This is a genomic window from Thermovirga lienii (genome assembly GCF_036847465.1).
In the GTDB taxonomy this organism is placed as follows: Bacteria; Synergistota; Synergistia; order Synergistales; family Thermovirgaceae; genus Thermovirga; species Thermovirga lienii.
Genome location: NZ_DAITZW010000015.1, coordinates 15,875 through 37,985, shown reverse-complemented (window position 1 = coordinate 37,985; position 22,111 = coordinate 15,875). Strand labels below are relative to the sequence as shown.

The window sequence follows — 22,111 nt, the reverse complement described above, 5'->3', positions numbered from 1 at the left end:
TTATCTCTTTCACTTTACCAAAGTAGACGGAACGAAATATAGGCTCATCTACAGAAAAAGTGAATATATCGCTTGACGGGGGGAGGTTTTTCCTGTATAGTTCTCCCCATGGTCAGCCGGCGACCAATTTTCGCTTTTTAAAGCTTTAGGAGGAAATATTTTGACAATGAATGGAACAGTTAAGTGGTTTAACGAGTCTAAGGGTTATGGGTTCATCACGTCCGACGAAGGAACTGATGTGTTTGTACACTTTTCCGCTATAGAGGGAGAAGGATTCAAGACCTTGGCAGAGGGCCAGCAGGTATCCTTTGATATCACCCAGGGCAACAAAGGCCCCCAAGCGTCCAACGTCGTAAAACTATAAGAAAAAAAGAAAAACTTTTTCGCGATATATTTAACGATATATTTGACACGAAGAACCGAACAAAGAAATGGCGCCTAAAGGCGCCATTTCTTTTGTGTCAATTTTTGCTCTTATTCCACTTCAGGAACTGTTAAACCTATCTCCTTGTAGTATTTTGCGGCGCCGGGATGAACTGGTACGGATATACCTTCAAGGGCGGTATCAAGGGTTACCATTTTGGCTTTTGCGTGTACTTTGTACAGATCCTCCACGTTTTCCCAGAAAGCCTTGGTGATCTTGTAAACTACATCCTCACTGAGGTCGGCATCGCATACCCACATGGCCTGGACTGCCACGGTGGTGGTGTCTTTATCCACGCCCTTGTATGTGCCTGCGGGGATGACGTTCCTTACGAAGAAAGGATATTCGGCATGGAGCTTTTCTATGGTCTCCTCATCAAAGGAAACCAAGGTGATGTCGTGCATGGTTGCAAGGTCCATTATTGCGGATGTGGGGAATCCGGCTACGACGAAACCTACGTCTATCTGGCCGTCTTTCATGCGCTGGGCAGTATTGTTAAAGTCCAAGAAATCGGTTTTCATATCGGAGAACTTAAAGCCGAGGGTCCTAAATATTAGCTGAACATCAGCCATGACACCGGAGCCTGGGGCACCGACAGAAACTCTCTTGCCGGGAAGGTCTTTTATGGTCTTTACTCCCGAATCCTTGAGGGCTACCACTTGTATGGTCTCAGGATAGAGAGTTGCTATGGCGCGTACGTTTTTGAAAGGTTTGTCGAACATCATTTTTCCGTGGTAGGCGAAATATGCTACATCGTTCTGAACCAAGGCCATCTCGATCTGGTGGGTTCCTATCAAGTTCAAGTTTGCCACCGAAGCGTTTCCTGTCTCTGCAGTCATTTGGACGTCAGAAAGGTTCCTGCTTACTATATCGGCTATTCCACCACCGACGGGGTAATAAGTACCACCTGTGCCGCCCGTTGCGAGGGACACGAATGTCTTGGCGTAAGCCCCACATGCCATAGCCATTACGAGGACCAATGCTAGTGCCACAACCTTTTTCATCATCAAGTCGCCTCCTTTGATATTTTAGTTCTAAAACTCCTCTTCTTTTGCTGTATTACTCTCTTTTACCTCCCCCCCTCACGTTGTCCATCAAGCTTGTCAATCTACCTGACTGTCAGTTTAAGTATAATTTTATGCAACACATGTTTCAAGCCCCATTTGGGTTCATGGCTTTCCAGTTTCTACGTGCAAAAGGATGCACCAAGGTCATAAGTTGTGTAAAATAGGTGAAGAATAAGTTCCCGGGGGGCTACGAAATGGATTGGAAAACACTAATAGGATTTAGCGAACCGTCGAAAGAATATGGGCTGGAGAATAGAGAAGAAGGAACAGGAGAAGGTTGCAGTAATCCTGAAATGGATTATGTTAAGCTCAGCGTGAAAATAGATCTCAAACAAAAGAGCCAGGTGGGAAGAGCTGCTCTTTTGCTTGCCCTTACCACCGACGCAGAAGAAGAACAGAACGTAAAAAAGCAGATAGTTGCAACCGGGTGGAGAGCCGTTGCCACAGAGGTAGGTGGTTTGGCGGGAGAATTGCCTCAGAAGATAACCAGAGCATTGGTGGGTGCCGCACTCAACGCTGGTGTCGTGGAGAAAAAATGCAACGAGATGCACGCACTGATGCATGCTGCAGTCGAGGCATTGAATGGATTCATAAGCATGAGCATGTTAGAGGCCAGCATAGGAGCGAAGATAGGCATCGTCAGAAACGATCAGTGGATAGCTGTTGCAGTGTTGGGAGATACGGCCTATCATGCAGTTGCTCACCACGAACGATGTGGGTTGGGGGTAATGCATTTGTGAGTCAGCCTCTTGTGCTTTGTGTTTAGGTGTGATACATTCACTACTTGTGGTGTAAAGTATGTGTTGGTGGAGGTGTTTTTGTTGAAAAAGGATATTCATCCAGAATACGGTCCCTGTCAGGTGGCTTGTGCTTGCGGTAACAGGTTTGAGACGAGGTCTACATTGAAGGAAATAAAGGTTGCTGTTTGCTCCTCGTGCCATCCTTTCTACACCGGCAAGAGGGGTGCGGTGGTCATCGAGGCAGGAAGGGTCGAGAAGTTTCAGCGCAAATATGCTGGGACCCGTTTTGGGAAGCCTGCACAGGAAACTGAAGAGAAAGAGCAGGGCTAAAGAGGGAGCGAAGCTCCCTCTTTAGAACATAAGTGGTTATGAGTTTATCTGTAGAGCTTTTAGCTTTCACCCCTGAGCCAGATAAGGTTGTGGCTGCATCTGCGAGGCTTTGTTATAGTGATGTGTCAGCGTGCAGTCTTAAGGAAGGTATGGACGAGCGAAAGAGCGAGAAGCTTCTTGAGCATTTGCTTAAATCGGGGCACATGTCTCCCTTTGAGCATGTTGCCTTCACTTTTGCTATGGATGGCCTAAGTAGAGTGTGCACCCATCAACTTGTAAGGCACAGACTGGCCAGTTACTCTCAACAAAGCCAAAGATACGTGCTGATGGGAAATCCACAGGTGGTAGTACCCCCCTCGATAGCAGAAGATGCTGCCTTGAGGGAAAGGTATATGGAGATGGTCCAAAAAAGTTTCGACACGTACAAGTTGCTTGTGGAGAGTGGAGTTCCAAAGGAGGATGCGAGATATATATTGCCTCATTCATGGGAGACTCGTATAGTGGTTACCATGAACGCCAGAGAACTTCACCACTTTTTCGGTCTGAGGCTTTGTAAACGAGCTCAATGGGAGATCCGTGAGGTCGCCAGGCGGATGTTGGCCTTGGCCAGGGAGAAAGCACCAATGATATTTAATATGGCAGGCCCAGCATGTGTTGTTTCTGGAAAATGTAAGGAGGCAACCTCGTGTGGTAATCCTTATACAACTGTAGAGGAAGTACTGGCGGATGTCCTTGATTTTTAGCTATATAACAAGATTCATTTACTTCTTTCTTTTTTCCTTGAATGCGGAGCATGAGGTTCCTGTGGGAGGACAGGCAGTACTCGAAGGAGTCCTCATGAAGGGACCTGCAAGGTGGGGGCTTGCGGTCCGAACTCCAAAGGGTGATATTTGGACTAAAACTTGGGCCAACAGGCCTTGGACAAGCAAAGGTTTGTGGAAATTGCCCACTTTAAGGGGTTTGGCCGTAATGGCAGAGATGCTATGTACCGGTGCCAAAGCCCTTTCTCTTTCCGCGGAGGTAGCCCTTCCAGAGGATGAATCTATAGGTAAAGGAGGGTTCATCCTTTCTGTCGTCATAGCGGTCGTGGCAGTAATAGCATTTTTTGTGGTCTTGCCTCTTTTGATGTCCGATTGGGTAGTAAATTTTTTGGGTGCCTCTGAAGGGGCAGGAAGGGTTATCGAGGGAATTGCGAGAGGAGCCATTTTTGTTGGTTATGTGGCGTTTATTGGAATGTGGAAAGATATTAGGCGTGTGTTCGCTTATCACGGGGCAGAGCACAAGACCATAAATGCCTATGAAAATGGGAGTGAGCTCACACCTCTGAATGTAAGTTGTTTTTCCAGGATTCATCCGAGATGTGGGACCTCCTTTCTCTTGGTTGTAGTAATAGTTAGTGTAGTGGTTTTTTCAGCGATACCTACTGAAGGGCTCGCCATGAGGATTGGCTCTAGGGTTCTACTGCTTCCTTTTGTTATAGGCATATCCTATGAGATAATAAGATGGTGTGGAAGAAAGGGAACATTAGGCAGGATTTTTATGTCTCCCACCCTTTGGCTGCAGTATCTTACGACGAGGGAACCAGACTTGGAACAATTGGAGGTCGCCATAACGGCGCTGAAGGTAGCTCTGGGGAGCGAAGAAGAAAGCTATAACCAAGAACCGGACGGTGATGTTGATGGACCTGTCGAAAAAACTTAAAGAAGTTGAGGAAACCTACAAGGAAATAGAGAAAAAACTAGCTGATCCTCAGTACATATCTGATCCAAAGGAGTTGCAGAAGCTTGCCAAGAAGCACGCAACCCTTGAGGAGATAGTCCAAACTTACAGACAGTACAAAGAGGTGGTCGATAGAATATCTGAAGCCAGATCGCTGCTTCATGCAAGCGATAAGGAGCTGGCAGAAATGGCCCAAGAAGAGCTCCGTGAGTTGGAACCCGAAGAAGAGAGGTTGACTGAGAGGTTAAAGGTCTTGCTCTTGCCTAAGGACCCCAATGACGATAAGAGCGTAATAATGGAGATAAGAGCTGGTGCAGGTGGAGACGAGGCTGCTCTTTTTGCCGGAGACCTGTACAGGATGTACACTCGCTTTGCTGAGCGAAAGGGATGGAACACTGAAATAATGACCATGCACGAAACAGGTATAGGGGGCTACAAGGAAGTGGTCTTCAGGATAGATGGGGTTGGTGCTTACAGTCAGCTCAAGTACGAAAGCGGAGTCCACAGAGTACAAAGAGTGCCTGTTACTGAATCCAGCGGTCGTATACATACATCGACAGCCACCGTGGCTGTACTACCAGAGGCAGAGGACGTGGATGTTGAGATTCGAGAAGAGGATTTGAAGATAGACACCTACAGGGCAAGCGGAGCTGGAGGACAACATGTCAACATGACTGACTCTGCGGTGCGTATTACCCACCTTCCTACAGGTATAGTTGTTACGTGCCAAGACGAACGGTCCCAGATAAAAAACAGAGCAAAAGCTATGAAGCTTTTGAGAGCCAAGCTATTAGATAACGAAATTCAAAAACAAACAGCTGAATTGGCTGCGGAAAGAAAAGGGCAGATTGGCACTGGGGATCGTTCTGAGAGGATTCGAACATACAATTTTCCACAGAACAGGGTAACCGATCATAGGATAGGCTTGACCTTGTACAAGCTGGATCAGATGCTGGATGGAGACCTGGACGAGATGATTTCAGCCCTTATAATAGCGGATCAGTCGGAGAAACTTAAGGCCTTGGAGAGTTAGATAATGAATCTGGGCGAGGCGAGATCAAAGGCTTTGGATGTGCTCTCGTCAATAGGTGTGTCAAACCCCTTTCTGGAAGCAGATTTCATTCTGGAGTGGGTTATGGGTAAGGGAAAAAGCTTTATTCATAGCCATCCTGAATACTTGCTCAATGATAGGGAGGAAGAAAAGCTTAAGGAAATTCTGGACAGGAGATCCAACAGGGAGCCTTGGCAGTATATAGCAGGAGAGGCGGAGTTTTGGGGACTGCCGTTTAAAGTAGGACCGGGCTGTCTAGTACCCAGACCTGATACAGAGGTGCTGGTTGAGGCTGCATTGGAAGTGATTGACGAAGGGGTTTTTATTGATTGGGGAACAGGCAGTGGCTGTATCACTGCTGCATTGCTTTCAGAGAGGCCTACATGCAGGGGAATTGCTGTGGATTCCTCCGCTAGGGCATTATGGTATGCATGGCAAAACTTTAAGAATCTAGATGTTTTGGATAGGGTACTTATTTGGCATTCCAGCGGGGGATGGGACCTGCCCAAATCATGTGAGAAAGTCGATTTAATAGTGAGCAATCCCCCTTATATACCCACCAATGAGATACCGGGCTTGATGCCGGAAGTACGGCTTTACGAGCCGCTAGAAGCTTTGGATGGCGGAAGTGATGGGCTTAAATTTTACAGATTTTTGTTCTCTGTTGCCGAAAAAATTCTTGGCCGTGGAGGCTACCTTGCCCTGGAGGTTGGTTCTTCGCTACAATGCGACCGATTATCACTCCTTGGTGGCAAGCTGTTTCAATTAGTCGATGTTAAGAAAGACCTATCAGGAATGGATAGAGTCATGGTCTTTAAAAGAAGGCAAACGTAAACCCCATTGAGAAAGAAGAACGTTGCAAAAGGAGGAATAGCTATGGAAAAGAGAGAATTGGTCATCATAGGAGCTGGACCGGCCGGGCTTACTGCCGCAATCTATGGAAGAAGATCTGGACTTGATGTGTTGGTTTTGGAGAAGGGCGTCCCAGGAGGCCAGATAAACCTAACAGATGAAATAGAAAACTGGACGGGTGTAATCCATGCTTCCGGTCCAGAGTTGGCTGAATCTTTCAGAAAGCACGCTGAGCATTTTGGTCCAGAGTTCAGGGAGGCCGAGGTTCAGAAAATAGAGATCAAGGATGGATCCAAGTTGGTTGTAACCGATAATGGCACGATCGAAGCCGAGGCGATAATAGTCGCTACAGGAGCTAAATTCAAAAAACTAGGCGTACCTGGAGAGGAAGAGTTCACTGGTCGAGGCGTAAGTTATTGTGCTGTGTGCGATGGAGCCTTCTTCGAGGAACAGGAAGTTGCGGTGATAGGAGGAGGCAACACGGCAGTAGAGGAAGCTTTATATTTGACCCAGTTTGCATCCAAGGTTTACATAATTCACCGTAGAGACAGCTTCAGGGCCGATAAAGTTGCGGTAGAAAGAGCTATGACCAACGATAAGATAGAGGTCATTTGGAATACCGTGGTGAAGGAGATCGCAGGGGATGACATGGTGACTCACCTTGTGCTGCATAACGTTAAAACTCAAGAGGATTCAAAGTTGCCGGTCGCAGGTGTATTCGTCTTTGTCGGAATGGAGCCTAATTCCAAGTTTTTGGGAGACATGGTCGATGCGGCTCCTGGCGGTTGGATAAAGACCAATGAGAAAATGGAGACTTCTGTTGAGGGCATATTTGCGGCTGGTGACGTAAGGGATAAATACCTGAGACAAGTGATAACAGCTGCAGGTGATGGAGCAACTGCAGCGATGGCTGCTTACGCTTACATCGCGGAACAGCTGCACCTGAGGCAGAAAGTCTTTGAGCCTGAGCACGCGTTCATATTCCTCTATTCCAGCATCGATGAAGCTCAAATGAGCTTGGTATCTCAACTGGAAGAATTGACCTCTCACGTTAAGGATCTGGCTCTGATTGACGGATATAAGAACGCCCGTATGGTTGAGAAATTAGGTGTAAAGAGTATGCCTGTTTTACTTGAGCTTTCAAAAGGAAATATTCTCAGATCAGAAAAGATAGAAAGCCTTGAGGACGCAAGAAAGTTCATAGGGATCAACTAAAAGGCTATTATGGAGGCAGGGAAGGTGTCTGGCCCTGCCTCCACATTCGAACACTGGAAGGGGGGATGGTGATGATAATAACCGTCACGCTTAACCCAGCAGTTGATGAAGAGTATGTTGTTCCAGAATTTAGACCAGGTGGTTGGTTTAGAGCTAGTGAGACCAATAGGTCCGCGGGAGGCAAGGGAGTAAATGTGTCGTTGATACTTTCCCAGTTAGGTTATTCCTCTGCGGCAATGGGGTTCCTTGCTGGTTTCAACGGTGAGTTTATAAGGGATGAACTAAGGAAAAAACGCATAACTACCAATTTTGTCCATGTGAGGGGCGAAACCCGCACTAATGTGTACATAGTGGACGAAATTGGCCATGTGGAGACAGGAATAACCGAAAGCGGACCATACATTCCTGAAGGAGCTCTAGCAAGGTTTCTGAATAACTACGATAGAATGTTGACAAGAGCGAAGTTTGTTTACATAGGAGGCTCACTACCACCAGGGGCTCCTCAAGATATATATAGGGAACTAGTGGTCCGGGCAAAAAACAAGGGCATCGTCACCCTAGTTGATGCAGCTGGGCCTTCCTTGATGGAGGCTTTGGAAGTTGGGCCAAGCATAGCCAAGATAGATCGACGCTTTATAAACCAAATGGCTGGAATATCCCTTACTTCTTTGGACAGCCTTATATCGCTGGTTTCCAAAGTGCATGAATATGGAGTTGAATGGGCCACCACATCTTATCGAGCTTATGGGGAAGTTTTTTTTACTCCTAAAGGAGTATACCTTGCCGAGTTCGGCAGAAAAGGCCTTGTGTCCATGTTTGGTGCAGGCGAAGCCCTGATGGCAGGATTGATTGTAGGTTTCATAGAGGGTATGGATGTAGAGGATGTTATTCGATTCTCCATGGCTTGCGCATGGGAAGATGCACTTCATATAGAAAAAGGGGTTTCTAGCAGGGAAAAAGTGGAAGATTTAATGAAGGAAGTGACGTTGGAAAAGATTTCATGATGTTCTCCAAAGGTGTATTTTCTGATAATAAAGAAAGAAAGTTTATGGTTTTCGTCTGTACAGGAAACACCTGTCGCAGTCCAATGGCCGAGGGAATAGCGAACTATCTCTTCCAGAAAGAGGGCCTTGCTGGGAGATGGTATGCCTTATCGGCTGGTACTGCAGTGTACGGGAGATATCCAGCTGCTTCCTGCGCTATAGAGGTAATGAGGGAGTTTGGGGTTGATATCTCAGCCCACAGGACGAAAAGCGTTAGGGAGTTGCCTTTGTTTGATGACGCCGTTTTCGTAGGTATGACTGGGGCTCATGTTCAGGCGGTCATAGCAGAAGGTGTGTGCCATAAAAGCAACGCTATAAGGTTGTTTGATCTGTACTTGAAATGTGGAGGGAGCAAGGAAAGCGCCTCTTCCATGTTCTTATGTGATAATGGGGACGTTCCTGATCCTGTCGGAAGCAGTTATAAAATCTATCTTGACACTGCAATGACCATAAGGAAATTACTCCTACCAGTAATTGAGACAATACGGCAATCCCACGGTAATCTACCTCTTTCCACCTTCGTATAAAGTGTTTCAATGAACAACTTGATGAATTAGAATTAGTAAAAGTGGTTTTCTATATTTCTTGGAGGTCATGATAATTTTGGGCAAATTGATTGGTAGGGCCGTTTTTGCATTGGCCGTTTTGATCTTGACAGGGTTTGTTTTGAGTGGCTCGTCTTTTGCTCATTCGGATGACGAGGATAAGTTGGGCGAGAAAGTAGCAAAGGAAGTTGAACAGCGTTGGGAGGTAGTGACTGACCCTTATAAGGTTGCCCTTGCGGAGATGGTCCTTGATAAATGTGCGCCCTTTGCGGAAAGAAAACTGAATTACAGGATAAAGGTGATAGAAGAAAAGTCCCCTAACGCCTTTGCCATTCCGGGAGGCAGGATTTACATCACCACAGGCATGCTGGATTTCGCCAGAAGCGACGATGAACTTGCTGCAGTCATTGCTCATGAGATCGTCCATTCGGACAAAAACCATATACTCCGCCAAGCGTCCAGGAACCAAAAGTTGACCATTGGGGCCCTTTTGGTGGCTGTGGCCTCCAAAGGTCAGGGGGCAGTGATGCTTTTGGCTAATCTTGCGCAGGTTGCCATAATGAACGCTTACAGCAGGGATTTCGAGAGGGAAGCGGACCTAGGGGCCCTTCACATATTACAAGAGGCAGGTTATGAACCCTCTGCTGCTGTAACCGTTCTTGAACGTTTGAAGATGGAGCAACTGAAACGACCGTACGTGGACCCTGGTATTTTCATGGACCACCCTAAAACGGAAGAGAGGATAGATTACATCCTTAAGGCCATGGAAAAAGAGGGGTTACAGGTAAACAGAAAAATTCCATTGGGTTTGCTCAGAACCAAGGTTGTGGAGGCAGCGGAGCGTTATAATCTTTTGGTAGATGATCTGGTGGTGTGTTGGGGGCCCAAGGTGCCCGAGGTATTTGAAATCCTTGAACGCTTAGCCCATGTTATCGATGAAAACCTAAAGCTCGAGACTGCGCCTTACGATATTGCCATAATGGAGACCAAGGAAGGGAAAGCCTTGAGAATCGGTAGAGCCATAGCGCTATATAACAAGGACATGAGAGAAGGTATGCCCTCTCTTGAAGAAATAAGGAAGAGACTTGTGTTAGCCTTGGAGAATGCCAAGAAGCAACATCCCACAGCAAATTATTTTAGATAAGGGGGGCCAGGCCGATGTCCCATATTACGTTATATCGTAAATACAGACCAAAGAGTTTCTCTCAGGTAGTAGGGCAGAACGCTGTTGTACAGGTAGTGAAAAACAAGATACTTTCTGGTAAGGTGCCCCATGCTTTCCTTTTTTCTGGTCCAAGAGGAAGCGGGAAGACTACTGTCGCAAGGCTCTTGGCCAAGGCCCTGAATTGCTCTAACCTATCCAATGAAGGGGAACCCTGTGGAGAGTGTAGCAGTTGTAAGGCCATAACCGAAGGCAGCAGTCTTGATGTAATAGAGATAGACGGTGCCTCTCATAGGGGGATAGATAATATAAGGGAGCTTAAAGAACACGTATCCCTTGCTCCCTTTTCTTCCCCATATAAGGTATACATAATAGATGAAGTTCACATGGTAACCACTGATGGATTCAATGCCCTCCTTAAAACCTTAGAGGAACCTCCATCTTATGTGGTGTTCGTTTTAGCCACTACGGAACCCAAAAAGGTCCCGGTGACCATAAGATCAAGATGTCAGCATGTGCCATTCCATAGAATCAAAAGCGGTGACATTGTAAACTGCCTTAAAAATGTGCTTTTGCTTGAAGGTTGCGATGCTGATGACGATGCTCTGTGGGAAATAGCAAGGGAAGCCGATGGCTCCTTGCGCGATGCCTTGTCGATCCTGGAGCAGGCTCTAGCTTTTGCGGGAGAGGATAAGGTTTTGAGACTTGATGCAGTAAATTCCATGTTGGGTGGCGGCAGTCGCAAAGATATGGAAAGACTTATGGTTAAATTGCGCACTGACAAAAAAGAGGCGTTTTATTTTCTACAGCAACTTTTAAGTGCAGGACTTACGAGCAAGAGGCTTTTTGAGGGCCTTTACGAGCTGGCAAGAGATCTATGGGTTTTGGGGAAATGGGGCTCAAACTGTGAGGATGCTTTACCTATATCACAAGAGGAAAAAGATTTTCTCAAGGAAGAAATGGTCTTTTGGGAAACATCAGATCTTTGGAACATAATGAAATTCTGTGTTGACAACATCGCTAGAGCGAACCTAGGGGTCAGAAGCGATGTCGCTGCCAGCTTGGTGTTAGGTTTCTTTGAAGAGTTGAAGCCTGCGCAAACCCCGCGAGAGGCGGTTCCAAAAAGTCGAGAAGAAACCAAGCCGGAAGAGTCGAAACCTGTAAATGCTAAAAGAGAAGATAATCTTTCCCCGAAGGCAGGTTGGGAAGGGTTCCACGAATGTTTCTATCCCGATGACATAATGATCTATTGTGCGTTGGCATCTGCTGAACCTGCATTTGGAGAGGGAAAGGTTGAAATTCAATTTTCTCTGGATCATAGATTGGCCTTTGAACTGTTGAAAATTCCTAGGAATCTCAGGAAACTGAGGGATGGAGCCAAGAAGCTGTGGGAAGGGAAAAAAGTTTTGCTGCGCCTTGGGGATTGTTCCATTGACCTGGATGAAACAGACTTGCCTCAGGGTGACTACGACCCAACTCCCAATATTGCGGCGGTCGTCTCAGAGCCAGGTCAGGGACACAGAAACGAGAACACAGCAAACAAAACGAGAGAAAAAGTAGACCCTCCTTACGTAAAAAAACGAGACACAGAGCCTAAGAATGGAAATGGATTAAAAGATACAAACTTACGGAAGCTTATGCAGCTTATAAATGGAGAGATCTTATTGATCAGAGAGGAAGACTCGATGGAAGCCAGCCAGGAAAGCGAGGAAGAGGTAGAAAATGAATAATCCCTTTGTTCACCTTCATGTCCACAGCGAATATAGCTTACTGGATGGAGCTATTAGGTGTGACAGGCTTGCCAATAGAGTCAGAGAGTGGCAGGTCCCCGCGGTTGCTTTGACCGATCATGGAGCCATGTATGGCGTAATTGAGTTCTACGGACAATGTATGTCCAAGGGGGTAAAGCCGATAATAGGGTGCGAGGTCTATGTGGATCCCAGAGGGCATACCCTGAAAGATAGACAAGGTAAGAATTACCACCTTCTGCTACTTGCCGAGACGCAAGAAGGGTATCAAAATCTTGTGAAGTTGGTTTCAATAGCTAATACTGATGGCTTTTACTACAAGCCGAGGGTCGATCATGATCTGCTCGCCCGTTACAGCAAAGGTTTAATTGCCTCGTCTGCGTGCCTTTCTGGGGAGATTCCCTCCCTCATCTTAGAGGGCAACATTGAGGAGGCCCAATTGAGGGCTTCTCTTTATCAGGATATATTTGGAAAGGACAATTTTTTCCTGGAGGTAATGTATAACGAGGTTTCAGATCAGGCGTTGGTCAACAAAAGGTTGGTCGAAATGTCCAAAAAGATGGATATACCGCTCATAGCGACCAACGATGCCCACTATCTAGATAAAAGCGATGCGTCTTGGCACGATGTCCTTCTTTGTGTGCAGACCAATGCAACTATAAATGCCCCCAACAGGTATCGGTTTGGTTCAAATGATTTTTACTTGCGCTCTCCCGAGGAGATGTGGGCCATATTCGGAAAGGAACTGCCAGAAGCCCTCACAAACACCGTAAATATAGCGGAAAGGTGCGACGTTAAAATAGAGTTTTCTGGTTACCATTTGCCGGAGGTCAGGCTAATGGAGGGTGAGACCTTAGAGCAGGCTCTGAGGCGCAGAGCTGTAGAGGGGCTTGCAGCGAGGTTCCATGGACAGACTCCTCCAGAAGAATATACTAAGCGCCTGGAGTATGAGTTAGCCGTTATAGAGGAAATGGGGTTTGCCGGTTACTTCCTGATAGTGGCCGACATAATACAGGAGGCCAAGGCAAAGGGCATTCCAGTGGGGCCAGGAAGGGGTTCCGCTGCGGGTTCCTTGGTTGCCTATGCCCTTAAGATTACAGAGATAGATCCCTTACGCTACAATCTGCTCTTTGAGCGATTCTTGAACCCTGAAAGGATAAGCATGCCGGATATAGACACAGATATCTCTGACAAGCGCAGGGAAGAGGTCCTCGCTCAGATAGTGGCAAAGTATGGGAGAGAAAAAGTGGCCCAGATAATCACTTTTGATCGTATGAAGAGCAAAGCAGCAATAAGAGATGTGGGAAGGGCTTTGGACATGCCATACGCGGAAGTAGATAAGGTGGCCAAATTGGTGCCTCCAGGAGCTTCGTCTATAGAAGAGGCCATGGAGCAGAGCCCAGAATTGAAGGAGATTCACAAAAATGATCCCGCTGTGAGGAGATTGCTTGACTACGCTTCGAGTATAGAGGGTCTTGCCAGACATTGTTCTCAACATGCTGCAGGTGTGGTTATAGCACCCAAAGCCATAACTGATTACGTACCAGTGAGAAAGATAGGAGAAGACCAGGTAGTGACCCAGTTTGCGATGGAGCATGTAGAAAAATTGGGTCTAGTCAAAATGGACTTTTTGGGGTTGAGGACCCTTTCAGTTATAGAGGAGACTTTGGAAAACATTAGGAATAATGGAAAGGTGCCACCGGATATAAACAATTTACCATTGGACGACGAAGCTACGTACCAATTATTGTCGAGTGGGGACACGCTGGGAGTGTTCCAATTAGAATCTTCTGGAATGAGACAGTTGTTAAGAAAGCTGAAACCCGACTGTTTCGAGGACCTTATAGCTGTTTTGGCTTTGTATAGGCCCGGACCATTGGGCAGTGGCATGGTGGATCAGTATATAGAGTGCAAACACGGACGTCAGGAACCTTCTTACCTTCACCCACTTTTGGAAGACGTGTTGAAGGAGACCCATGGTGTAATTTTGTATCAAGAACAGGTAATGCAATGTGCATCCATACTGGCAGGTTATAGTCTTGGGCAAGCAGATCTTCTCAGACGAGCCATGGGTAAGAAAAAAGTGGACGTCATGGCGAAAGAAAGGGAGAATTTCCTCAAGGGATGTGCTGAGAGAGGAATTGAAGAAAAAAAGGCCGAACAAATTTTCGATATCATCCAGGAGTTTGCTGGCTACGGGTTCAATAAATCTCACAGCACCGCTTATGCTATGATAAGTTACCAGACGGCCTATCTAAAGGCTCATTTCCCCGTGGAGTTCATGGCAGCGTTTCTCTCCAGCCATGTTCACTCCAAACTTGATATATTGGCTAAACACGTGAGGGCGGTGAGGGATTCAGGTATTCACGTCTCTCCTCCTGACATAAACAGGTCCCATGACTCATTTACGGCCAATGGAGATGAGATACTTTTTGGTCTTGGAGCGGTTTCCAAGGTAGGAGACGCAGCTGTAGATGCTATTTTGAGAGCGAGAAGCGAAGGTCCCTTCAAGTCCTTCTGGGACTTTTTAAACAGAGTGGACTTAAGGGTAGTGAGCAAGGGTGTGATAGAGAACCTCATCAAAGCAGGAGCCTTCGACAGCATTTCAAAGAACAGAAAACAGCTGTTGGAAGCGTTACCTGCATTTGTTGAAATGGTGCAGAAAAGATCGTCAGACGGAAGGCAGCGTTCCTTGTTGGATCTAGTGAGTGATGAGCAGCCTGACGAAGAACCCGAGCTACCTGATGTGGAGGATTTGGATTTTCATTCTCGATTGGAACTGGAGAAAGAGGCGACAGGGCTTTATATTTCGGGCCATCCCTGCGACCAACACAAAAGTGAGTACTGGAAATACGTCACTTGTTCCATTGGAGAGCTTCCTTTCTGGAAGTCAGAAAGAATTAAGCCTGTGGTGGCAGGTATAGTGGTGGAAGTGCAGGAAAAATACACGCGCAAAGGGGATAAAATGGCCTTTATAGAGTTGGAGGACAATGACAGCAAAATAGAAGTGGTATGTTTTCCTGGAGTATGGAATAACCTAGAAAGAAAGCCCTCAAAGGGGGAAGTCTATTTGGTCAATGGTTCGATCCAGTTTAAAGAAGGACTTTCCTTGATAGCTGATTCGCTGATCCCCATGGAGGAGGCTGCAGAAAAGTTATGTCCTTGGGTTAGGATAAAGCTTTTCGCAGAGCTTGTAGACGAAAAGTCCCTTCTTGACCTTTGTAAGGAGTTGAAAGGTTGCCCTGGAGATGCCAAGGTTATCGTAGAATACCTGTGTGACGGCAAGAAAGTGCTGTTAACGTCACGCTCACTGAAGGTCGATGCTCTTTTAGAGAAGAGTAGCATAGTCGATAAACTTAATAGTGACGCAATACAGCTTTGTGTTTAATGTTTATAAAATAGCGGAATGTCATTATAATTATACTTGTTGAAAGTTTTATAAGAGCTGAGTTTACACTGGAAGGAGAGGGAAGCATGAAAGATAACGAATATCCATCAGTAATGGCAGATTTTATAGTAGTCAAAGCCTTGGAGAACGGTGTCTCCGTTATAGGTTTGACTAGAGGTGAGGAGACACGATTCTCCCATTCAGAGAAACTGGATGAAGGAGAGGTGTGGATTTCCCAGTTTACCGAGTTTACATCCGCTATAAAGGTAAGAGGTAAGGCAGAGATATTGACGGCTCATGGAATGGTTAAGAGTGGTAAAGATGAAAAAGAGAGTTAAGATAGTTTGTACCCTTGGTCCATCTTGCTCAAAATATGATGTTTTAAGGAATATGGTTCAGGCGGGCATGAACGTTGCCCGCCTGAATTTTAGCCATGGCGACTACGAAAGCCATGGTAGGCTTTTGGATAACGCAAGAAGGGCAGAAAAAGACTTGGGGATGCCCATTCCTATCATGATAGACACTAAGGGACCAGAAATAAGGACTGGAACATTGGTCGGACACGTACCTGTAGCTTTGAAGGGCGGTGATTTTCTAGTAATCACCACAAGACCGACCGAGGGGAACAAGGAAAAAATCTACGTGGACTATCCAGGTTTTGTAAGAGAAGTCGCTCCCGGAAGAACTATTTTTATTGACGATGGAAGGATCAGCCTCAAAGTGGAGAAAATATTATCTGAAGAAGAAACCTTATGCAAGGTCGTGGTTGGTGGAGAGTTGGGCGAGAATAAGGGGGTTTCGGTTCCGGGAGCTTTGAACAACTTGCCTATTCTTACGAAGAAAGACATCAATGACATAAAGTGGGCTATTTCAAGGGGAGCAGACTACCTTGCCCTTTCTTTCGTCCGAACTAGGGAAGACGTCTTGAAGGCGCGAAAGCTCTTAGAGGACCTTGATGGTGATCTCCAGATCATATCTAAGATAGAGACAATGCAGGCTGTGAGGAACCTGGAAGAAATTATAGAGGTCTCTGATGGAGTAATGGTTGCCCGTGGAGATTTGGGAGTCGAGATCCCCTTGGAGGAAGTTCCAATGCAGCAGAAAAGGATCATAGATTTATGTAGATTTGTTGGGAAACCTGTAATTGTGGCTACCCAGATGCTGGATTCCATGATAAGAAATCCCAGGGCAACCAGGGCTGAGTGCAGTGATGTGGCTAACGCTGTGCTTGACGGAGCAGATGCCCTTATGCTTTCAGGTGAGACAGCGCAAGGTAAATATCCTGTAGAAGCAGTTCAAACGATGGCTAAAATAATAGAGAGAACGGAAAAGGATCCCCTCTTTTGGTCCATTACTTCCAACAAGGGCTATGAAAATATAAAGCGCATATCTGACGCTGTAGGAAACGCAGCAGTGATGATAGCAAAGAGAATGGATGCCCATGGTATTTTGTGCATGACCCAAAGTGGAAGTACTGCCCAGATAATCAGTAAGTACAGGCCTAAATCTAAAATAATAGGTGCTACCCCTTCTGAAAAGATTTACAGAAAGCTGGGGCTTGTATGGGGAGTGCACCCCCTTAAGGTCAGCAAGGAAGAGAACCTGGAAAATGCTATAACTGCAGGGATCGAAAGGGCCTTGGAAGAAGGAATGTTGAATGAGGGAGACTTGGTAGTGGTTACTGCAGGAGTGCCGGTTGGCATATCTGGTACCACCAATATCATTGAGGTGGTTTCTGTGGGACAGATATTACTAAAGGGTATGTCGATAATGAAGAAAGTGGCCTGCGGGAAGGTGGTTACGGCACTTGATGGGGCAGAGGCTGCAATGAAGATTTCCTATGGAGACATATTGGTATGTAGGCAAACCGATAAGGGGTTCGTCGAAGCGGCCAAGAAAGCGTCTGCAATAATAGCGGAAGAGGGAGGGCTTACCAGCCATGCAGCCATTTTATCACTGGAGCTGAGGATTCCTTGTATTGTGAGTGCCAAATCAGCCATGACGGTCCTGGAGGATGGTATGATAGTTACAGTTGATGGTAATAGAGGGATAGTATATAGGGGTAGGGTCCATTTGGAATCGAAAGGCAATAAATCGGATGAATCAGGGGAGAATGTTGCTGGAAGATAAAGAAACATTGGTGATAGTAGAGTGGTTGGCCCAGAAAAATCTTAATAAAAGAAACCACAGCGGGGTATGGATTAAAAGCGAAGTTAACGTTGATAATGTGGTTTCATGGGCCAGCTTGCCTAATACTGGGAGGAGGCAAAGTGCTGTTATAATCCCATATGTAAAAGGTTTAAAAGGGAAAGATGCGTTGCTTCTGATAGAGAAGAGCAAAAAACTGAGGCACCACGCTGGTCAAATGGCGTTCCCTGGAGGTGCCCGAGAGGACAAGGACGTAACTCCCCTGGATACTGCTTTGAGAGAGTTACATGAAGAGGTTGGCATTTCTCCCGAAAGGGTAGAAGTGGTGGAGGCGTTACCGAAGGAATATGTGTATAGCAGTGATTTCGTGATTTATCCATATCTTGCTTATATAGACGGAGAGGATTTGTTTGGTTCCATAACGTTGGATGAAGAGGAACTGGCTGCTGCAGTACTGGTCGACATTAAAAGGTTGCCTGTGCCTCCCAAGTTTCGCTGGAAGAGAACTCTCCAAGGAGTGATAGTTTATCCTGAATTCTATTTGAGTCCAGAAAGAACGGTGTGGGGTGCTACAGCACGAATGTTGTGGCGGTTTTTGAGACGATATTATTATGAACGCAGGTGAGCCATGTCTTTAATAGGAGCCCATATGTCCATAGCGGGCGGTCTGTGGAAAGCCATAGAAAGAGGAGAACTGTTGGGTTGTGAAGCAATCCAGATCTTTACCAAGAACCAGCTGCAATGGTATTCGTCCCCCTTGCCCCAACACATTGCAGAAAGGTTTCTGTTGGTCTGGAGTCGTAGCCATATCCGCAAGGTAGTGGCTCATGCTTCTTATTTGATTAATTTGGCTGGGGACGAGGGAGTAAGAAGGAAGAGTATAGAGTCCTTGGTTCAGGAGGTAAAAAGGTGTGATCAACTTGGAATTGACGAGTTGGTTTTACACCCTGGATCCCACAGGGGAAAAGGGGTAGAAGAAGGGCTCAGATTGCTTTCTGAAGCTTTGCGTGATGTGCTTGTCAGGACTGAGGAGACCAGGGTTAGGATTCTTCTTGAAACCATGGCAGGAACTGGAGATGGTTTAGGTTCCACTCTTGAGGAGCTGGAATGGGTTTTGAATTTCATGGATAGGGATCCCAGACTTGGTGTGTGCGTCGACACTTGTCATGTTTTTGCTTCTGGTTATGAGTTGCGCACGGCCTTTGCGTATGAGAAGCTTGTGCAGAAGTTGGAGAAGATGTTCGGACTGGAAAGGATAGGATGTTGGCATCTTAATGACAGCAAGGAAGGACGAGGAAGCAAAAAGGACAGGCACCACCATATTGGAGAGGGTGAAATAGGAGAGCAAGTTTTCGCCAGGATAGTAAGCGACCCTAGATGGGAAGATGTGCCCTGTATCTTGGAAACGCCGAAAGAAAATGGATCAGATGTACGGAATCTGACCTTGTTGAGGAAGATGAGAGGCTCTTAATTCGCTAAGGAAGTGGAGGGGGGAATATGTTTAGCTTCCCAGAACTTGTAATCCGTCTTGATAAGATAAGAGAGAACGCAAAGAAAGTGGCAGGGGTGTGCTCCGAAAGAGGCATAGCTGTTTGGGGAGTGACAAAGGGGCTTTCTGGCAACGTGGAAGTGGCAAAAGCTATGTTGGAGGGCGGGTGCACCGGAATTGCGGACAGCCGCATGAAAAATATAGTTGAAATGAAGGAATCCGGCATCAATGGCCCCTTTATGCTTTTGCGGTTACCGATGTTAAGTGAACTAGATCTAGTCGCAAGATATGTGGATATAACGTTGATTTCAATGAAGGAGACCATATTCCTTTTGGAGGAAGCCTGCAAGAAGGCGAAGAGAAAATGTGAAGCCATAGTCATGGTGGACGTAGGAGATTTAAGGGAAGGCATTTGGCCCGATGAGGCCGAAGATATAGGAATGGCTTTTAGGGAATGCGAATTCCTCAAGTTTGCGGGCGTGGGGACCAATCTGGGCTGTCTTTCGGGGGTCATACCGACCAGGGAGAATTTGTCGATGCTCGTGGAAACGGGAAAGAAGATAGCTGATGTGGCTGGAAGCTCCCTTAAGTATGTTTCAGGGGGAGGGACATCTTCCCTGAAGTTGGTTGAGGATGGCCTTATGCCTTCAGAGGTGAACCAACTTAGGATAGGTGAGGCCATACTTTTGGGCACAGATGTAACTAGAAACAGAGAGATTCCCTATCTTTCCAACGATGCAATAGAGGTGCGCGCTGAAATAATCGAGTGTAGGAGAAAACCAACTAAACCTATAGGAGAGATAGGAGCAGACGCATTTGGGAACGTTCCTCATTTCGAAGACAAGGGTATAAGGTTACGAGCTATTGCGGCCATAGGAAGGCAAGATATAAGATTAGAAGGGCTGACTGTTTTAGATTCGGGGTTGGAGATAATAGGTGCGTCAAGTGATCACCTTACCATGGATGCAGAAGGCGCCAAGCACAGGCTTAAAGTGGGAGATATAGTGCGCTTTAGACCTGATTACGGGGCAATGCTGGCAGCCTCCACATCTCGTTACGTAAGAGTTAGAATTGTCTAGGATGTTTGGATAGAAACAGAGAGAAAATATAGTCGAGGTACAACATGTTTTTTGATATGATTCATTGGCGTGATTTCCTGGATATAGCCATAATAGCCTTTATTTTCTACAGGGCACTACTGCTCCTTGTGGACACCAGGGCCATGCAGCTGGTGAAGGGGCTTATAGTGTTGGGGCTGATAGCGGCTTTAGCCAGGTTAGTGCATCTTGAGGCACTCTCTTGGGTGCTAGGCAGGTTGTTCGGGGTAATCGTAATAGCCATTCCCATTGTGTTCCAGCCGGAATTGAGGCGCATGCTGGAGGAGTTGGGGAGAGGTAACATCCTTAGGAGAAAACAGGCAGAGGAAAGGGCAGGCCAGCTGACGGACGAGGTTACCCGCGCTTTGGAGTATTTAAGGAGTCAGAAAATAGGTGCGATCTTGGTTTTTCAAAGAGATACGGGACTAAAAGATTTTTGGAGGTCCGCCGTTAAGCTAAACGGCGAAATTTCGGAGGATTTGATTGTAACCATATTTTGGCCTGGTACACCGCTTCATGATGGGGCAGTCATTCTGGACAGGGAAAAGATCATTGCCGCTGCTTGTTATTTGCCTTTGACCGAAAACAGCAACCTCTCTAGATGGATAGGGACAAGGCATAGAGCAGCATTGGGCATAACGGAAGTATCTGATGCCATGGCTCTTGTAGTATCAGAAGAAAGAGGAGAAGTTGCCCTTGCAATAAACGGGCATTTATCTAGGAGACTAAGGGAAGATCAGATCCGGAGGTTGCTCCTTCACTACTTTTCCGCCATGCCGAGGCGGTCTAGTCCTTGGTGGGAAACTCTCAAAAAAGAACTGAGAAACCTATGGCCTGCAAAGGAAAGCGACAGGAAGGAAAAGGAAAATGCTAAAGGAAATTGATCGCTTACTTTCATCCAGAACGTTCCTGAAGGTGATTTCTCTGTTAATGGCCATCGCCATTTGGTATTATGTGGCCTCCGACAGGACATCGGAGACTGTACGAACCTTTTCTTTCCCAATAGAATACCTTAATGCTCCGGCGGAATATGCCATTAATAGCAACATCAGAAGCGTTGAGGTTCAGGTTGCTGCAAGTAGAGAGCTCTTCCTTGGCGAGAGTTGGTCTGGGATAGCATGCCAAGCGGACCTAAAGGGATTAGGACCTGGTAAGCATATTGTACCCGTGAAGGTTATATTACCTTCTGGATTTAAATTGATAAACATTTCTCCAGTGTCCATTGAGGTAAATATAATTAAGACACAAAGCAAGGATGTGCCTGTGAGGTTGAAGCTCTTGGGTGAACTCCCTCCGGAGTACACCCTGGAAGAAGTTGAAATGGAGCCTGAGAAAATAACTATAAAGGGACCGGAGGACATAATTAATAGCATATCTGAGGCATATGTGGAAGCAAGCTTTGAAATGCTTAAGGACAGGAACACTTTGGTTTTGCCTGTCAGGGTCAAAAGCGCTACTGAGGGATCATCGGAACTTCTTATGGAGCCACCCAAGGTCAAGGTAAACTATGTGCTTACAAAGGGAACTCCTAAGAAGACGGTGCCAATTTCTGTAAATATAGAGGGGAAACTAGATCAGGATTATGATATAAAGAGCATTACCGTTGAGCCTGGCACCGGCGTTGTGGAAGGCTCAATGGATGCTATTAGGGCAATAAGAGAGATAGTGGTGCCGGTCAACGTCGAAGGACTCAAAAAGACTACTAGTCTGAACGTGCCCTTGCCTGAAAATTACAGGGGAGCAAGAATCAAGTTCCCGAACACGATAACCGTTAACTTGGCGATAGAGCCCAAGGTGGTCAGGCGTACTTACGATAACGTTCTCATAGTGATCAAAGGCAAAAGTATTTATCCTTCATGGGGAGTAAAGCCGGAAATTGCTTCGGTTACAGTAGAAGGGCTTCCCTCCGTTGTAGAGAACGAACATGAATTACCAGTGGAGCTTTACGTGGATGTCACCAATTTGGTATCCACCGAACTCAGAGTGCCATTACAATACAAGGTTCTAAAACCGCAAGTTAAAGTAATTTCCTTAGAACCTTCCACAGTCACTGTGTTTGCTAACATGGAGTGAAATAAGTTCCGAAGAGGTGA

21 protein-coding genes are annotated in these 22,111 nt (G+C 46.3%); 20 read left to right on the top strand and 1 reads right to left on the bottom strand.

Features of this window, described 5'->3' with window-relative positions:
• The first annotated feature begins 160 nt into the window (after nucleotides 1-160).
• Nucleotides 161-364: a cold-shock protein gene (locus V7Z69_RS05675; protein WP_014162892.1), complete on the top strand. Its 204-nt coding sequence runs from the start codon at nucleotides 161-163 to the stop codon at nucleotides 362-364.
• A 110-nt stretch (nucleotides 365-474) separates the two neighbouring features.
• Here V7Z69_RS05675 and V7Z69_RS05670 read toward each other — a convergent pair whose 3' ends face one another.
• On the bottom strand, nucleotides 475-1,428 hold the full coding sequence (locus tag V7Z69_RS05670; protein ID WP_014162893.1) for a TAXI family TRAP transporter solute-binding subunit: 954 nt from the start codon (nucleotides 1,426-1,428) through the stop codon (nucleotides 475-477).
• Nucleotides 1,429-1,685: 257 nt separating this feature from the next.
• On the opposite strand from V7Z69_RS05670, the gene V7Z69_RS05665 reads away from it, so the two are divergent.
• From V7Z69_RS05665 to V7Z69_RS05575, 19 genes are all read left to right on the top strand, one after another.
• Nucleotides 1,686-2,231 (top strand): HutP family protein, encoded by a 546-nt coding sequence (locus V7Z69_RS05665; RefSeq protein ID WP_334139037.1) that lies wholly within the window; start codon nucleotides 1,686-1,688, stop codon nucleotides 2,229-2,231.
• 81 nt (nucleotides 2,232-2,312) lie between these two features.
• The gene (rpmE, locus tag V7Z69_RS05660) at nucleotides 2,313-2,561 is read left to right on the top strand and encodes a 50S ribosomal protein L31 (RefSeq protein WP_041445740.1); all 249 of its coding nucleotides are present in this window, start codon (nucleotides 2,313-2,315) and stop codon (nucleotides 2,559-2,561) included.
• A 38-nt stretch (nucleotides 2,562-2,599) separates the two neighbouring features.
• Complete coding sequence (gene thyX, locus V7Z69_RS05655; RefSeq protein ID WP_014162896.1) at nucleotides 2,600-3,304, top strand: FAD-dependent thymidylate synthase; 705 nt, start codon at nucleotides 2,600-2,602, stop codon at nucleotides 3,302-3,304.
• The gene (locus V7Z69_RS05650) at nucleotides 3,288-4,262 is read left to right on the top strand and encodes a DUF1385 domain-containing protein (RefSeq protein ID WP_334139034.1); all 975 of its coding nucleotides are present in this window, start codon (nucleotides 3,288-3,290) and stop codon (nucleotides 4,260-4,262) included. Before thyX ends, V7Z69_RS05650 begins: the two co-directional genes overlap by 17 nt.
• On the top strand, nucleotides 4,240-5,313 hold the full coding sequence (prfA, locus tag V7Z69_RS05645) for a peptide chain release factor 1 (RefSeq protein WP_014162898.1): 1,074 nt from the start codon (nucleotides 4,240-4,242) through the stop codon (nucleotides 5,311-5,313). The genes V7Z69_RS05650 and prfA overlap by 23 nt, the downstream gene beginning before the upstream one ends.
• A gap of 3 nt (nucleotides 5,314-5,316) precedes the next feature.
• A complete protein-coding gene (gene prmC, locus V7Z69_RS05640; protein WP_014162899.1) occupies nucleotides 5,317-6,165 on the top strand; it encodes a peptide chain release factor N(5)-glutamine methyltransferase in 849 nt (282 codons plus the stop codon).
• Nucleotides 6,166-6,207: 42 nt separating this feature from the next.
• The gene (trxB, locus tag V7Z69_RS05635) at nucleotides 6,208-7,398 is read left to right on the top strand and encodes a thioredoxin-disulfide reductase (RefSeq protein WP_014162900.1); all 1,191 of its coding nucleotides are present in this window, start codon (nucleotides 6,208-6,210) and stop codon (nucleotides 7,396-7,398) included.
• A 71-nt stretch (nucleotides 7,399-7,469) separates the two neighbouring features.
• The gene (locus V7Z69_RS05630) at nucleotides 7,470-8,402 is read left to right on the top strand and encodes a 1-phosphofructokinase family hexose kinase (RefSeq protein ID WP_014162901.1); all 933 of its coding nucleotides are present in this window, start codon (nucleotides 7,470-7,472) and stop codon (nucleotides 8,400-8,402) included.
• A 44-nt stretch (nucleotides 8,403-8,446) separates the two neighbouring features.
• Nucleotides 8,447-8,968, top strand: coding sequence for an arsenate reductase/protein-tyrosine-phosphatase family protein (locus tag V7Z69_RS05625; protein ID WP_169311592.1), 522 nt, complete (start codon nucleotides 8,447-8,449; stop codon nucleotides 8,966-8,968).
• Between the two features lie 76 nt (nucleotides 8,969-9,044).
• Nucleotides 9,045-10,130 carry a M48 family metallopeptidase gene (locus V7Z69_RS05620; RefSeq protein WP_334139029.1) on the top strand — a complete coding sequence of 362 codons (1,086 nt, stop codon included), beginning with the start codon at nucleotides 9,045-9,047 and terminating at the stop codon, nucleotides 10,128-10,130.
• Nucleotides 10,131-10,144: 14 nt separating this feature from the next.
• The gene (gene dnaX, locus V7Z69_RS05615) at nucleotides 10,145-11,878 is read left to right on the top strand and encodes a DNA polymerase III subunit gamma/tau (RefSeq protein ID WP_334139027.1); all 1,734 of its coding nucleotides are present in this window, start codon (nucleotides 10,145-10,147) and stop codon (nucleotides 11,876-11,878) included.
• A complete protein-coding gene (locus tag V7Z69_RS05610; protein WP_334139025.1) occupies nucleotides 11,871-15,284 on the top strand; it encodes a DNA polymerase III subunit alpha in 3,414 nt (1,137 codons plus the stop codon). The genes dnaX and V7Z69_RS05610 overlap by 8 nt, the downstream gene beginning before the upstream one ends.
• An 86-nt stretch (nucleotides 15,285-15,370) precedes the next feature.
• Nucleotides 15,371-15,622: a trp RNA-binding attenuation protein MtrB gene (gene mtrB / locus V7Z69_RS05605; protein ID WP_334139024.1), complete on the top strand. Its 252-nt coding sequence runs from the start codon at nucleotides 15,371-15,373 to the stop codon at nucleotides 15,620-15,622.
• On the top strand, nucleotides 15,606-17,414 hold the full coding sequence (gene pyk / locus V7Z69_RS05600) for a pyruvate kinase (RefSeq protein ID WP_334139022.1): 1,809 nt from the start codon (nucleotides 15,606-15,608) through the stop codon (nucleotides 17,412-17,414). Before mtrB ends, pyk begins: the two co-directional genes overlap by 17 nt.
• Complete coding sequence (locus V7Z69_RS05595) at nucleotides 17,398-18,057, top strand: NUDIX hydrolase (protein WP_052299874.1); 660 nt, start codon at nucleotides 17,398-17,400, stop codon at nucleotides 18,055-18,057. The genes pyk and V7Z69_RS05595 overlap by 17 nt, the downstream gene beginning before the upstream one ends.
• A gap of 3 nt (nucleotides 18,058-18,060) precedes the next feature.
• Nucleotides 18,061-18,903, top strand: a complete 843-nt coding sequence (locus tag V7Z69_RS05590; protein ID WP_014162909.1) for a deoxyribonuclease IV — start codon at nucleotides 18,061-18,063, stop codon at nucleotides 18,901-18,903.
• A 26-nt stretch (nucleotides 18,904-18,929) separates the two neighbouring features.
• Entirely contained in the window at nucleotides 18,930-20,000 is a 1,071-nt protein-coding gene (locus V7Z69_RS05585; protein ID WP_014162910.1) for an alanine racemase, read from the top strand.
• Between the two features lie 44 nt (nucleotides 20,001-20,044).
• Nucleotides 20,045-20,902, top strand: coding sequence for a diadenylate cyclase CdaA (gene cdaA / locus V7Z69_RS05580; protein WP_014162911.1), 858 nt, complete (start codon nucleotides 20,045-20,047; stop codon nucleotides 20,900-20,902).
• On the top strand, nucleotides 20,886-22,091 hold the full coding sequence (locus V7Z69_RS05575) for a CdaR family protein (RefSeq protein WP_014162912.1): 1,206 nt from the start codon (nucleotides 20,886-20,888) through the stop codon (nucleotides 22,089-22,091). Before cdaA ends, V7Z69_RS05575 begins: the two co-directional genes overlap by 17 nt.
• Nucleotides 22,092-22,111 lie beyond the last annotated feature (20 nt).

What these genes read in the sequence shown, in the direction of transcription:
- V7Z69_RS05670 (WP_014162893.1), bottom strand. Translation starts at nt 1,428, where the DNA reads ATGAAAAAGGTTGTGGCACTAGCATTGGTCCTCGTAATGGCTATGGCA.
- V7Z69_RS05665 (WP_334139037.1), top strand. Translation starts at nt 1,686, where the DNA reads ATGGATTGGAAAACACTAATAGGATTTAGCGAACCGTCGAAAGAATAT.
- thyX (WP_014162896.1), top strand. Translation starts at nt 2,600, where the DNA reads ATGAGTTTATCTGTAGAGCTTTTAGCTTTCACCCCTGAGCCAGATAAG.
- V7Z69_RS05650 (WP_334139034.1), top strand. Translation starts at nt 3,288, where the DNA reads ATGTCCTTGATTTTTAGCTATATAACAAGATTCATTTACTTCTTTCTT.
- prfA (WP_014162898.1), top strand. Translation starts at nt 4,240, where the DNA reads ATGGACCTGTCGAAAAAACTTAAAGAAGTTGAGGAAACCTACAAGGAA.
- prmC (WP_014162899.1), top strand. Translation starts at nt 5,317, where the DNA reads ATGAATCTGGGCGAGGCGAGATCAAAGGCTTTGGATGTGCTCTCGTCA.
- trxB (WP_014162900.1), top strand. Translation starts at nt 6,208, where the DNA reads ATGGAAAAGAGAGAATTGGTCATCATAGGAGCTGGACCGGCCGGGCTT.
- V7Z69_RS05630 (WP_014162901.1), top strand. Translation starts at nt 7,470, where the DNA reads ATGATAATAACCGTCACGCTTAACCCAGCAGTTGATGAAGAGTATGTT.
- V7Z69_RS05625 (WP_169311592.1), top strand. Translation starts at nt 8,447, where the DNA reads ATGGTTTTCGTCTGTACAGGAAACACCTGTCGCAGTCCAATGGCCGAG.
- dnaX (WP_334139027.1), top strand. Translation starts at nt 10,145, where the DNA reads ATGTCCCATATTACGTTATATCGTAAATACAGACCAAAGAGTTTCTCT.
- V7Z69_RS05610 (WP_334139025.1), top strand. Translation starts at nt 11,871, where the DNA reads ATGAATAATCCCTTTGTTCACCTTCATGTCCACAGCGAATATAGCTTA.
- mtrB (WP_334139024.1), top strand. Translation starts at nt 15,371, where the DNA reads ATGAAAGATAACGAATATCCATCAGTAATGGCAGATTTTATAGTAGTC.
- pyk (WP_334139022.1), top strand. Translation starts at nt 15,606, where the DNA reads ATGAAAAAGAGAGTTAAGATAGTTTGTACCCTTGGTCCATCTTGCTCA.
- V7Z69_RS05595 (WP_052299874.1), top strand. Translation starts at nt 17,398, where the DNA reads ATGTTGCTGGAAGATAAAGAAACATTGGTGATAGTAGAGTGGTTGGCC.
- V7Z69_RS05590 (WP_014162909.1), top strand. Translation starts at nt 18,061, where the DNA reads ATGTCTTTAATAGGAGCCCATATGTCCATAGCGGGCGGTCTGTGGAAA.
- V7Z69_RS05585 (WP_014162910.1), top strand. Translation starts at nt 18,930, where the DNA reads ATGTTTAGCTTCCCAGAACTTGTAATCCGTCTTGATAAGATAAGAGAG.
- cdaA (WP_014162911.1), top strand. Translation starts at nt 20,045, where the DNA reads ATGTTTTTTGATATGATTCATTGGCGTGATTTCCTGGATATAGCCATA.
- V7Z69_RS05575 (WP_014162912.1), top strand. Translation starts at nt 20,886, where the DNA reads ATGCTAAAGGAAATTGATCGCTTACTTTCATCCAGAACGTTCCTGAAG.